Annotated in this window: 11 protein-coding genes; 3 read left to right on the top strand and 8 right to left on the bottom strand. The window is 64.0% G+C overall.

From position 1 onward, the window contains the following. Nucleotides 1-7: 7 nt before the first annotated feature. Nucleotides 8-1,300, bottom strand: a complete 1,293-nt coding sequence (locus tag ABIC76_RS19795) for an MFS transporter (RefSeq protein ID WP_027677730.1) — start codon at nucleotides 1,298-1,300, stop codon at nucleotides 8-10. Nucleotides 1,301-1,394: 94 nt separating this feature from the next. Continuing rightward, entirely contained in the window at nucleotides 1,395-2,765 is a 1,371-nt protein-coding gene (gene gudD / locus ABIC76_RS19800) for a glucarate dehydratase (protein WP_102065023.1), read from the bottom strand. 84 nt (nucleotides 2,766-2,849) lie between these two features. On the opposite strand from gudD, the gene ABIC76_RS19805 reads away from it, so the two are divergent. Then, nucleotides 2,850-3,605, top strand: coding sequence for a FadR/GntR family transcriptional regulator (locus tag ABIC76_RS19805; protein ID WP_027677732.1), 756 nt, complete (start codon nucleotides 2,850-2,852; stop codon nucleotides 3,603-3,605). A 305-nt stretch (nucleotides 3,606-3,910) separates the two neighbouring features. On the opposite strand, the gene ABIC76_RS19810 is transcribed toward ABIC76_RS19805, so the two are convergent. The 6 genes from ABIC76_RS19810 to ABIC76_RS19835 all read right to left on the bottom strand — a co-directional run bounded on the left by ABIC76_RS19810 (nucleotide 3,911) and on the right by ABIC76_RS19835 (nucleotide 10,012). Beyond that, entirely contained in the window at nucleotides 3,911-4,162 is a 252-nt protein-coding gene (locus tag ABIC76_RS19810; protein WP_354534982.1) for a GlsB/YeaQ/YmgE family stress response membrane protein, read from the bottom strand. A 26-nt stretch (nucleotides 4,163-4,188) separates the two neighbouring features. Continuing rightward, nucleotides 4,189-4,896 (bottom strand): response regulator transcription factor, encoded by a 708-nt coding sequence (locus ABIC76_RS19815; RefSeq protein WP_102065020.1) that lies wholly within the window; start codon nucleotides 4,894-4,896, stop codon nucleotides 4,189-4,191. Nucleotides 4,897-4,930: 34 nt separating this feature from the next. Further along, on the bottom strand, nucleotides 4,931-5,131 hold the full coding sequence (locus ABIC76_RS19820; RefSeq protein WP_180815181.1) for a hypothetical protein: 201 nt from the start codon (nucleotides 5,129-5,131) through the stop codon (nucleotides 4,931-4,933). Between the two features lie 178 nt (nucleotides 5,132-5,309). Next, entirely contained in the window at nucleotides 5,310-7,643 is a 2,334-nt protein-coding gene (locus tag ABIC76_RS19825; protein WP_354534983.1) for a CHASE2 domain-containing protein, read from the bottom strand. Then, nucleotides 7,636-9,315 (bottom strand): FecR family protein, encoded by a 1,680-nt coding sequence (locus tag ABIC76_RS19830; RefSeq protein ID WP_354534984.1) that lies wholly within the window; start codon nucleotides 9,313-9,315, stop codon nucleotides 7,636-7,638. The genes ABIC76_RS19825 and ABIC76_RS19830 overlap by 8 nt, the downstream gene beginning before the upstream one ends. Then, nucleotides 9,299-10,012 (bottom strand): response regulator transcription factor, encoded by a 714-nt coding sequence (locus ABIC76_RS19835; RefSeq protein WP_027677738.1) that lies wholly within the window; start codon nucleotides 10,010-10,012, stop codon nucleotides 9,299-9,301. Before ABIC76_RS19835 ends, ABIC76_RS19830 begins: the two co-directional genes overlap by 17 nt. Before the next feature lie 583 nt (nucleotides 10,013-10,595). On the opposite strand from ABIC76_RS19835, the gene ABIC76_RS19840 reads away from it, so the two are divergent. Together ABIC76_RS19840 and ABIC76_RS19845 are read left to right on the top strand one after the other, a co-directional pair. Continuing rightward, a complete protein-coding gene (locus ABIC76_RS19840; protein WP_354534985.1) occupies nucleotides 10,596-10,907 on the top strand; it encodes a DUF5818 domain-containing protein in 312 nt (103 codons plus the stop codon). 331 nt (nucleotides 10,908-11,238) lie between these two features. After that, a complete protein-coding gene (locus ABIC76_RS19845; RefSeq protein WP_354534986.1) occupies nucleotides 11,239-12,921 on the top strand; it encodes a M30 family zinc metallopeptidase in 1,683 nt (560 codons plus the stop codon). Nucleotides 12,922-13,051: the final 130 nt, after the last annotated feature.

Below are 13,051 nucleotides of genomic sequence, written 5' to 3' on the forward strand. Positions count from 1 at the left end.
TTTCAACTCAGTTTGAAGCAGAGAGACGCATCTGACGCGCGGCACGTTCTTCATGCGACTGACCGCGAATCAGCACAATCAGCAACGCCGCGCCAATCAGATCGAACGCGCCGAGCAGGCCGAACAGCGGACCATAACCGACCTTGTCAGCCAGCGCGCCCACCAACAGCGAGAAGCCCAGGCCGCCGATCCACGCCGCCATGCCGGCAAAGCCGCTGGCGGTGCCGACCTCTTCCGGATCGAAGACGTCCGCCGACAGCGTGTTGACCAAGCCGGAGATCATCTGGTGCGCAAAGCCGCCCACGCAGAACAACGCAATCGCCGTGTAGGGAGACGCCACGAGCCCGACGCACGCCGGACCGATCATCATGAACGCACCGAGCACAACGCCGCACACACGCGACCACACCAGCGGAATGCGGAAACGCTTGATCAGGAACGGCGACAGGTAACCACCCACCAGGCCGCCCAGGTCCGCCGCCAGGAACGGCAGCCACGCGAACATGGCGATCGCTTTCAGATCGAGATGGCGTTCGTTCACGAAGTACAGCGGAATCCAGAAGCTGAACGTCTGCCAGGCCGGCTCGGCGAAGAAGCGCGCCAGCGCAATCGCCCAGAAACGGCGGGACGTCACGACATCCTTGACCGGGCGCTTGCCGCGCTCGGCGCTCACCGGGCGGAGCTGTCCGCCGATGATCTTTTCGCGCTCGGCGTCGGACAGCGCGGCGTGGTCTTTCGGCGAACGGTAGAACGCGAACCACAGCGCGGCCCACAGGAAGCCGATGGCGCCGGTCACAACAAACGCCGACTGCCAGCCGTAACGCAGATGCAGGAAGACCACCAGTGGCGGCGCCAACATCGCACCCAGCGAGGTGCCCGAATTGAACCAGCCGACGGCGACGGATTTTTCCTTGTCTGGGAACCATTCGGCGACGGCCTTCATGCCCGACGGAATGGCAGCGGCTTCCGTCAGCCCCATCAAGGCGCGAAAACCTGCCAGCGACAGCCAGCCGGTAGCACCCGCGTGCAGCACGCCGGCAAACGACCACAACACACCAAACAGCGCAAAACCGATACGCAAACCGACCAGATCCACGATAAAGCCGCAGACCGGCTGCATGATCGTGTAGCCGACCTGGAAGGCCGCCACCACGTAGGAGTACTGCTGGGTGCTCATCCCCAGCTCGCTCTTGAGTGTGGGCGCCAGCACGCCCAGCGAGTTACGCGCCAGATAGTTGACGATCGTGCCCAGGCACACCAGCACGATGATCCACCAGCGCAAGCCCTTGATGGTCTTCACGGTGTTGTCTCCGATATTTTTTTATTGGTTACCGATCTACGAGGCGGCGTGCCACGACGTGCGCCGCCTCGGGTTCCGCCGTAGCGGTCAACAGTCAACGCACCATGCAGGGGCGCTTGTTGTCGAACTGCCAGTTGGGAATGAGTTGGCGCATGGCGATCGCGTCGTCGCGCGCGCCCAAGCCGTGCTGCTTGTACAGCGCGTGGGCCTTCTCCAGTTGCTCCATGTCGACCGTGACGCCCAGGCCCGGGGCGGTCGGAACGGCAATCTCGCCGCCGACGATCTGGAACGGCTCGCGCGTCAGGCGCTGTCCGTCTTGCCAGATCCAGTGCGTATCGATGGCGGTGATGTTGCCCGGCGCGGCCGCGGCCACGTGCGTGAACATCGCCAGCGAAATGTCGAAGTGATTGTTGGAGTGCGAACCCCAGGTCAGGCCCCAGTCGTCGCACATCTGCGCCACGCGCACCGAGCCCTGCATCGTCCAGAAATGCGGATCGGCCAGCGGAATGTCGACCGAGTGCAGCTGAATCGCGTGACCCATCTGGCGCCAGTCCGTGGCGATCATGTTGGTCGCCGTCGGCAGGCCAGTGGCGCGGCGGAATTCGGCCATCACTTCGCGGCCCGAGTAACCGCCCTCGGCGCCGCACGGGTCTTCGGCGTAGGCCAGCACGTCGTGCTTGTCGCGGCACAGGCGAATGGCCTCCGCCAGCGACCACGCGCCGTTCGGGTCCAGCGTGACGCGCGCCTCGGGAAAGGCCTCGGCCAATGCAGTGGTGACGACCATCTCGTCATCGCCGCTCAGCACGCCGCCCTTGAGCTTGAAATCCTTGAAGCCATAGCGCGCATGGGCCGCCTTGGCGAGGCGCACGACGGCCTCCGGCGTGAGCGCTTCTTCGTGGCGCACTCGGGTCCAGTCGTCCGTGGCATCGCTGCCGTCGGCGTAGTCCAGGTCGGTGCGCTTGCGGTCGCCCACGAAGAACAGGTAGCCGAGCACCGGCACCTTGTCGCGCTGTTGCCCCTGCCCCAGCAGCGCCGCCACAGGCACGCCGAGGTGCTGGCCGAGCAAGTCGAGCAGCGCGCTTTCCAGCGCCGTCACCGCATGCACGGTGGTGCGCAGGTCGAAGGTCTGCAACCCGCGGCCGGCAGCGTCGCGATCGGCAAATTGGCGTCGCACGCTGTTCAGCACATTGTTGTACGCACCGATCGGTTGTCCGACAACCAGCGGCGTCGCATCCTCGATGGTCTTGCGGATGGACTCACCGCCCGGCACTTCGCCCACGCCGATATGACCTTCCGAGTCTTCCAGGAGGACGATATTGCGGGTGAAGAACGGGCCGTGCGCGCCGCTGAGATTCAGCAACATGCTGTCGCGGCCCGCCACGGGAATGACCTGAAGGCGGGTCACGCGCGGCGTGCGAACTGCAGATTCGGTAGCAGGGTGATTGATTGTCATCACGTATGTCATCAGTCGTCGTACAACATGGACGCGACTATAATGGACCCATTCCTGCCGAACCACCCCTGGTAAACCCGCCCTCCCGGAGACCGCATGCCCACCGTCAGTTCGCCCGCAACGCTCGTGCGCCGCACCCAAAGCTTGGCGGACGTGGTGGTGGACCACGTCAAGGGGCGCATTGCCAGCGAATCCCTACGGATTGGCGACAAGCTGCCCACGGAATCCGCGTTGATGGAAGCGCTGGGGGTGAGCCGCACGGTGGTACGTGAGGCGATTTCGCGCTTACAAGCCAAGGGGCTGATCGAGACGCGTCACGGCATCGGCAGCTTTGTCCTGCCGCCGCGGGTCGACAACAGCATCCCGCTGGGCGATGCGTCGACGATGCACGACATCTTGAGCATGCTCGAATTGCGCGTCGCCATTGAGACTGAATGCGCCGGCCTGGCCGCACAGCGCATCTCCGCAGCCGAGATCGAGGCGCTGCGTCTGGCGCTCGAAGCCATCGAGCAGGACCAGGCGGAGGGCAACGACAGCGCCACGTCCGACCTCCAATTTCATCTGAGCATTGCCCGCGCCACCGGCAACGAGCATTTCGTGGGCGCCCTCGCCCAACTCGGCAAGACGCTCATTCCCCGCACGCGGATGGGGTTGGCGCAGGTCGGCTACCTGAACGCGCCCGAACTGCGCGCCACGGTCAACCGGGAGCACCACAGCGTCTTCGAAGCCATTGCGCGGAAAGATCCCGAAGCCGCTCGCGCCGCAATGCGCATGCACCTGTCAAACAGCCGCGAACGTCTGCGCCGTGCGCATGAAGCGGCTGGCACTCAAACGTCCGTGGCAGGTAGCTGAGCCGGGCAACGACCTTCGGTTGTACGACGTCTTACTAGTAGCGCAGCAACCATCGCATATCCGCCGATCTCCGCGCTGTTGATAAAGATTTGCATTCGCCCGCTCTCAGCCACGTAACCTGAGCTTGCACCGACCCCTCGTGGGTGCGCTCCGGCCGCGGAAGAGAGAGCCGCGGCCTTCTTGGCCCTGATGCTGCTGTCCCGAGTGTCAGGGCGTTTCTTTTGGTGGCGGGCGTTCGAGTCTCCTCCCTGCTTCACCAACAAAAAAAGCCCCGACTTGCGGGGCCTTACTGTGAAACGACCGACTCAGCGTTCGCGTGCCAGCACGTGATAGCCGACCAGCAGGATGATGGCGCCCACCATCGCGCTGACAAACCCAGCCAATTGCCCAGGCTCATACCAACGCATCAACTGACCCAGAAAAGCCGCTGCCAGTGCGCCGGCAATGCCGACCATGATGGTGAGGACGAAGCCGCTTGCGCCGCAGCGTGGCGTCACCCACCGCGCCACAAGCCCGGCCAGAAAGCCGATGAGGATGGTGATACAGAGCAATTGCATGGCAGTGGCTCCGCGGGTCGAGGCGGTCAGTGCGTTGCTTCGGCGTCGATCACGCGCTCCAGGCAGAAGCCCTGCCCGTAGATGGCGCGCAGGCGCAGGCCGTTCTCGGCGCCCAGCAGCAACTTCTTGCGCAGGCGCGAGACATGCGTATCGAGCGTGCGCGAATACGGGCTCAGCTCCCGGCCCCAAAGGGCCAGTTCGATGTCGGCGCGCGAGAGAATCCGTCCCGCATTCGCGAACAGCAACAGCGCCAGCTCAAACTCACGCGCATGCACCGACACCGAAGCATCACGCAGCCGGATGGAGCGGTTCTGCCGATCGAGCGTGTATGGCCCCAGACGAATCTCCGACGCCCGCACGGCGCGGCTCACGGCAAAGCGGCGAATCAACGCATCGAGGCGCGCCAGCAATTCAGGTGGACGGATATCACCCTGGAAGCAAAGGTCAGCGCCGTGGTTGAGCGCGTCTGCGGTTTCGGTATCGGCTTGCCCGTCGGCGAGATAGACGATGGCCATGCCGGGCCCCACGCGTTCGCGAACCGTGCGCACCAGCGACAGGCCGGGCATGTCGTGCGCATGCGCGCCGACCATCAGCAGGTTGATGCCGTGCAGGTCGATGGCTTCAAAAACCTGGCGAGAGAGAAACAGCGGCACACATTCAAAGCGCGTGGGCCGCAGCGCCGTGTGGATCGCCTGCTGGCGGGCGAGGTGCGTGTCGATCAGGCCGATTTTCATGGCTCGGTGTCGTAGTGGACTGCGTGCGGCGCGGTCAAGCGGCGGCGTGACGATGATGCTGTGCATTGCTGTCGTCGCCACTGCCGCCGCGCCACATGGATACATGCCGACCAGCCAGCCAGAAGCTTTTGAACTGCGGCGGGTTCCCGTTACCGCGCAGGGCGTGATGCAGTTGCGCGCGAATGCACTCGTAATCGCATTCGCTCAAAACATCGGTTGCAATCTGGCTCAACATACGTGGCGCCTCGGGCGTGTCTGTGCTCGGTTTTTTCCAAGGTGCCGTCGTCTCTCGACCGGTGTGTCACCGGTGCATGCTGTGCGGGTCGGCCAATGAACTGTAGGGCCGCCGCCGTGCCGAAATGCAAATGATTGAAAAGGGAATGTGGCAAAGGCCACACGAGACCGTCGTGCCCTCAGGCGTCGTGACGATGCGCGACGCGCGGCAGCCACAGCGTGAAGGTCGACCCCAGGCCGGGTGCGCTTTGCACAGCAATGCGGCCACCATGCCGGTCGACCACCGTCTTCACGAATACGAGACCCAACCCGCTGCCGGAGGGTGCGTTGGCCGCCCCCTCATGCAAGCGATGGAACGGCTGGAACAGCCGCGACTGATCGGCCAGAGCAATGCCGGCCCCCTGGTCCGCCACGGCCACCGAGAACGTGGCTTCGTCCTGCTCAACCGTCACCGTGACCACAGAACCAGCCGCGCTGAACTTGATGGCGTTGTTGAGCAGATTCACGAGCGCGCGCACCAGCAAGCGCGGTTCGCCCCGCACGGCCGCTTCGATGTCGGCCGCCACGCGCACTTCCACCTGGTGACGATTCGCCAGCGGCCAGACCTCATCGGCGGCATCGAGAACGAGGCCCACCAGATCCACGTCCACCAGCTTGAGCGTTTGCGATTCGGCGCGCGCCAGGTCGATGAAGGCATCGGCCAGCTCCAGCGTGCGCGACGACAGCTGCTCGATGCGAGACAGCAGCACCTCTCGATCCAACGCGCGCGACGCATCGCGCTGCAGCTCGATCAGGGCGAGGATGGCGCTCTGCGGCGAACGCATGTCGTGCGAGATGAACCGCAACGCCTCTTCGCGATGGCGCTCGGCCTGGCGCACGGGGGTGATGTCGGCAAAACTGACGATGATGTCGACGGGGCGCCCCGCTTCGTCCCGCAATGCGGCGGCGTGCATCAACATCGAGCGGCCGTCGTGCGTCTGCAGCTCGACAGGTTCGAGCCCCGTGGGACCGGCGAGCCAGCGCGCCCAGTAGTGCTCGCCTGCGGAGGGGTCTGGAAACGCTCGCGCCAGCAGCGTCGGGAGGTCGCGCAACGCGGCCGCGCGGTTCTGGCCGGGCGTCTGCGCCTGGCCGGCCAAGTCGGCGCTGCGGCCGTTGGCGAGGCGGATCGTGCCGTCGTGCGTGCACACCACGGTGGCATCGGGCAGGCTCTCCAGCGCATCGGCCAGAAAGCGACGCAGCCCGCGCAGCTTGTCCGTCAGAGACGCCACGGCATCCATGTGCGCGCCCAATGTGCGGCCGGGGCGCGCCAGCGGTGCGGTCTCCGCCAGCAGCCCGGGCTCGCGCGCCAGGCGCTGCATCTCGTCGCGCAGAAAACGCAGCGCGGCTTCCTGCTGGCGCCAGCTCCACAGCGGATACAACACCAGCGGCCCAACCAACGCGGCAAAGGGCGGCAACCACCGATTGCCGAACACCAGCGCCCCGATCGCGCTCAGCAACAAGACGGCCGCCCCCGCCAGCGCTACGGCAAGCGCCATACGCGGCGTCAGCCAACGCACGGCAACCGCGGTCATCAGCAAAGGAAGCAGCGTCATCGCCCAAAACACACCGGGCGACACCGGCTGGATGGCGCTGCTGTCGAGTATGGTCTGCGTGGCATTGGCCAGCACTTCCACGCCGCTCATCGTGCGCGACGGCGGTGTCGCAAAGATATCGGACACCCCGGAGGCCGTGGCCCCGATCAGCACGAGCTTGCCGGCCAGCGCATCGGGCGCCACGTGGCCGTCGAGCACGTTCAGCGCGGGCACGTGCCGATACGTACCGGCCTGCCCGGCAAAATTCAGGCGGATATGCCCACGCCGCGTCCAGCCGCCCACATCGGTTTCCACATCGGGCAGCGCCGGCACGGAGGCTGGCGAGCGCAGCGCCTGCCGCGCAAGCTGCACGGCCAGATGGTCCAGCAGATGCGCGCTCGGGCCCTCCGCCAGATACATGCCGCGCACCACGCTGTCTGCATCGGGCGCCGCATTGATATGCGCGACGGCGGCGTCGATGCCCAGAAACGGATAGTGATACACGCGCCCCTGCTCCGTGCGCTCGGGCAGCGCGGGCAGAATGACATGCCCCGCTTGCCTGAGGGCGTCGATCAATGCGCGATCGCCTTCGGGATGCGCGAGATCGGGTTCGATCAGCAGAATATCGACGCCGATGGCACGCGGCCGTGCCTGCCCCACGCGCGCGATCAGATCCGCAAGACGACTACGCGGCCACGGCCAGCGTCCCACCGCGTCGAGACTCTGGTCATCAATGGAAACGATGACGATGTCGTCGCGCGGCGCATGCCCGTGCAGCGTGACGACCGCGTCGTACAGCGCCGCGTCAAGCCGTGAGACCACGCTCCAGCGCACAGCGCCCAATGTCAGCAGCGCAGCCAGTGCCACCAGCACACCCCACTCCACCAGCGCACGCACACCGAGGCTGCGCGCGGCCGATTGGGGAGGTGCGGATTCAGTCATTGAGAAGGAGATTGCCGTCGCCGCTCTGCACCGGGCTGCGTACGGAGTCGCCCACGAAGGTGCCGACGTCAATGCGCTGCGGCTTGGCGTAGACCACCGATGCGGCATCGCCCAGGTCTACGCCGGTGCGGAGGTAATACACGCCGGCAGGCGGCCGCGGAATGGTCACATCGTTCCCTTCGCTGACGATGTCGACGATGGGCTTGGCAAAGCTCGGCTCGCCCGCCAGTTGCACACGCGTACGCGCGCCAGATGCGGCAAGCTCGGGCGACAGCGCAGACCAATGGGCATGCAGCTTGCCGTCATCGCCGGCGTCCACGGCGGCAGTCGGCACGGCATCGAGCGGGATGTCGAGCACGCGGAAACGCAGGGCATCGCTCCACGGGCCGGTTTTGCCGTCCGCGGCGACCGAGCGCACACGCCACCACCATGTGCCGGCCGTCAGCGGCCTGACCAGGCGCACGTCCTTGCCATGCTGCTGAATGACCGGCGAGGCGAAAGTCTCGGCATCGCTCACTTCCAGGTCGTAGCTGCTCGCGTCGGACACCATCGCCCACGCGAATGCCACGTCGCCGCTGCGGTAGGTCCGGTCGCTGGCCGGCTGGATCGTGTACGGCGCTTCCGGATGGAGCCGCACCGTGAACGGCCGCGTGGCCGATTCACTCGTCAGGCCAAGGGCGTCGACGCTCTGCACGACGAGTATGTAGTCGCCGTCCTCATCGCCGCACAGCGTTGCCGCCGGCGTCTTGCTGGATTGATAGGCGCTGAGTTCGGTCAGCGCTGCATCCCGCGCCACGGCGGCGCGATACCCGACCGCGCCCTTGACCGGCTGCCACGTCGCGCGCAGGCACGGCGTCTGCACAAGTTGCGGAATGGCGTCGAGCCTGGGCGCCGCCGGCAGCGCGGCCCGCTTGAGGTGTCCCGCCGATGCCACCACGCCAAAGCCGGCCTTGACCGCTTGCTTCTGACGACCGGCGCTTGTGGCGACCTCACCTTCCAGCACGGAACTCGTCGAACCCGCTTCGCTGGCCTGCACGCGGAAACGCGTACCGCGCACGCCCGTCACCAGCGCCGGCGTGGAAATCTCGTAGCGGCCCACGCCGCTCTTCTTGGGCGAGACGTTGGATTCCGCTTCGCCCTTCTTCACGTGCACGCGCACATCGATCAGCCCGGCACGCGCAAACGCCCGCACACGCGACAGCGCAACGTGGCTGCCCGGTGGCACCGTCACGCGTGTGCCGTCGTCAAAGGCCAGCGTCACGGCCCCTTTGTCGCCGGTGTCGATCTGTGCGTCTTCGGCAAGCTTCGTACCCGTCTGCAGGGGCTTGCCACCGGCGGTTGCATCGCGTGCGAACACGACCTGCGCCGCCGCTGGCACGACCGGAATGCGATCGAACGGAATCCGGAGGAGCGAGCCGGGCTGAAGCCGATACGGATCGGCGACATGGTTGCGCTGCTGCAGGAGGCGCCAGCCTTCGACGCTGTCCATGTAACGTTCAGCGAGGCTGATCAACGTGTCGCCCGGCTGCACCCGATAGACGAAATCGGAACCGTCCGCGCCGGAAGGCTGGGCCATCGCCAGCTGCCAAACGCCGCCAAAAAGAACGAACGCGCCGACAAACGCGGCGCGCCCAATCAAACCACCCCAAATTGCTTCAGCTTGCTTCGCCATCTTCCTGCGTGGTTTCCAGCCGATAGCCATGCGAATACACCGAGACCAGCCGCACGCCATTCTTCTGATTGAGATCGAGTTTGAGCCGCAGCTTGGAGATATGCGTGGCCAGCGTTCGCGAATCCGGGCCGATGCTGCGGCCCCACACTGCCTGCTCGATCAGCTCGCGCGGCACCAGCTTGCCGACATTGCGGAACAGGTACAGCCCCAGATCGAACTCGCGCGGGGACAGCTCGACCTGCGAGCCGTTCAGTGTCAGCACGCGCCCAACCGGGTCCACCGCATACGGACCGACGCGAATGCGTTCGAGCGATTCACTGGTGCGCGGCGCGGCACGACGCAGCAGCGCACCGACGCGCGCCACCAGCTCGGCACGGCGCACCGGCTTGACGACGTAATCGTCGGCGCCCGCGGCCAAGCCCCGCACTACATCGTCTTCGAGCGAACGGTTGGTTAGAAACAGCACCGGCAGCGCCGGGCCGACCGTCTGCCGCACCCAGCTCACGAGCTGGATGCCGCTGATATCGGGCAACTGCCAGTCAAGCAGCAGCAGGTCGAACGTTCGATCCCGCAGCGCCTTGACGAAGGCATCCCCGTTACTGAAACTCTCGCATTCGTATCCCGACGAAACCAGGATTTCGCGGATCAAATCCGATTGCGCCTGGTTGTCTTCTACCGAGGCAATTCGTATCGCCATCTGGACTGCCCTTTCCCCGTGACGGGTCCGGCCCCATTGTTACCGCCGGCCGTCGCTTCATGGAATGCCGGTTCGGCCCGTTCTCATTGTGATCGGGTCCCAGCCGGAACATCGTCGTTGCACCTTCAGCCGCGTCCGGTACGGTCCTGACCCGCGCCCAGGCTCATATTCAGAGCCGCCGGCACAGCTTCCACACCGACTTGAGCCCAGGCCATCCTAGAAGGCTACCCCCGCGACATTGCAAACAATTGTGAAAAGCCCCGCGCCGCAGCGGCGGTTTGTGCCGTTCTATCACTTTTTATTGAGACAGAACAGGGTGTGCCCGGCACCGGGGTAGTAGATACACGCTGTTGTGCGGTGATCGAGCGAAGTGTCCCGGGACGCCCCTCCTACGGGCAAAACGGCTCAAGCTTACTCCACCTGGGCCAGCCGGCTGGAACGATGCGTTAGCGGGCCTCCGAATATCCAGACTGGCCCGAGACCGCTAGATGTCATATTCCTTCCACCAAAAACCGCCACACGCGTTAATGGGCTTACATCAGCCCGAGATATATCTCACCACGTTCAATAAGCCATTATCGCCATGCGATTTCCTCGTTTGCTCTTGCTCTTTTTGACCTCTTCGCTATTGGCCGCATGCAGCTTTCCCTCGCCGACTTCAGACATCACGCTGCACGGCACACTCAGCCAAGTTGGGAATGTTCCCTTTAACCACCTCGCCGTGCGAACAGAGGACGGTGCGCTGTGGAAACTTGATGTGCCGGACGAAAATGCGCTCCTCCCATTGGTCAACCAACGCGTGATTGTGTCGGGCACACCTGGCAGCGACACAACGTTCTCAGCGCTGGCAAAGCACACACTCCACGTTCGCAGCATCAAGCCAGTGAAGCGTTGAGGTGATCGCCCCCCGGACGCGGCAGCGTCCCTACTCCAAGAAAGTTGCGACTGACATGATTGAGCGGGCACGGAAGCCGAAGGCCCACCGCGCTAACGAACCGCACACCCCGGATCACAACAATTTTTGTTAATTTAAATAAATAATTACAATCACAACGGTTAAATAGATTTAAATACATTATTTGCAATTATTTCCAAAAATATCGAGACCCCATTCCCTAGAGGCTCGATAAAATCCGCCCTCGCCTTATCAACAATAGGCATTCAAGGCCAGCATCCTCATTTTTTATTCAAGGTGCCAACCGTGGCACCATTTTTAGGGGCGGATTATGCATTTCAAGAATCGGCAACCAGCGGTTGCCCTGGGATTAGCCATCATCATGGCCGCCTGTTTGGCAGCTTGTGGTGGCGGCGATGACAGCCCGGCGAATTCAACCATGCCTGAGGGCGCCACCGGCACCACAACGCCGGCCAAACCACAGAACGACTTCCAAAGGGCCTGCACCGACTGTGCCGCAGCAGACGATGCAACGTACTCGGGTTCGGGCGTAGGCATCTGGTCTGTAGGAAATACGGGCGCCACGGCCAAGGCAGCACAAGTCAACATCACCATGGCAGGCGGTCTCTCGGGCGAGGATGTCCGCGTCGTCTACACCAACCCGACCGACACGCCTGCGCCATTCTCCATGTTCGTCAAGGCATCCGCCTTCAATCGCGCGGCTGTGCGGAGCGTGCAACCGCCCGAAGCGACGGACGGCGAGATCCGGGCGCGCATCCAAGAATTCAACCGCTCTGGCTTTGCCAAGCTCCTCGGCCCACGTGCGAGCGAATCGCAAATGGGTATTGCCGGCGTCCGGACGCAAGCATCGACCGTCTATGCAGTCAACGATCAACGTCAGTGGAACGATATGAACGGTGTGGCCCGCACCGCCACGCTGGTCAAGCAGCAGGCCGCCGCAGACGGAAAGATGATCAACCTGTGGGTGGAGCACAGTGAGCTTGCGCCGGACCGAATCACCCACGCCATCGTCGATCAGATGCTGGACACGTATGCGCGCGCCGGGGGCGTCTACGACATGCTGACAGCCGTGGGCGGACCGCTGTGGGGCGATCAACCTTACAACAACCTGTTGGCCCCAAACCAGCCGATCGACCTCGTTCTGCTCAACTTCGACCAAAACGCCAAACCGTTCGGCATGGTCGGCTACTTCCATGGGCTGAACAGTTTCCTGCAGAGCAGCGCCCCGAAGAGCAACGAATCCGTGTCGCTCTACCTCGATACGGAGACCATGTATTTGGGCGGAAGCTTTGGCTTGCAGGCGTCGCTCATGACCCTGGCGCACGAAGGCATGCATATGCAGAACTTCTACCGCCGCGCCGTCCTGAAGGGATCGGAATTTGCATTCGACACCTGGCTGGAAGAGCAGTCGGCAATGATGATGGAGGATTGGGCCAGCTTTAACGTGGACGCCACTTTCAACAACGTGCGGGACATTCGCATTCCGGACTTCGTAGCGACGACTGGCTACACATGTCCGTTGACGACGTTTACCAGCGGTGGCGACGCCCCCTGCGACAGCTATGCAGTGAATGGGGCTTTTGGCGGATTCCTGGATCGCCAGCTCGGCCTGGGCTTCTACAAAGATCTGCTTACGCGTATGGACAGCCCAGACTCCAAAACCGTGCTGGACAATGCGATCAAGGCGGCACGCGCAGATTCGAGTTTCAGCGCGGAAGCAGAGCGCTTCGCTGTGACGATGGCGTCGCTGATGCCTTCTAGCGGTGGAGCTTCTCGCTACAGCTTCCCAGCGCGTGCAGAAGTTGGCTTCCAGGTACCGGCCGTCAATCTCAAACCCTTCCATGCGGTTCAGAGCCTGCCGACATCGCCCGCTACGCTGGCGCCGTATGCCGCGTTCGTGTCGCCGCGGGGTTCCGTGACGGGTACGTACGCTGACACCATCACCGTGCCGCCGGGGACAAATGCATGGGCGGTGATCCAGCCGAAGGAGTAAGCCACACCGCACCAAAAAGAGCAGCCTTGCCGGGCTGCTCTTTTTTTTGCACAGATATCTACCACTCTCGCTTGCTGTGCGCCGGTATCGCACCAACGCCGTAGCGATACGGCAGCCGCATACGTGGAAA

The organism is Ralstonia sp. 1138 (assembly GCF_040544795.1).
Taxonomy (GTDB): domain Bacteria; phylum Pseudomonadota; class Gammaproteobacteria; order Burkholderiales; family Burkholderiaceae; genus Ralstonia; species Ralstonia flatus.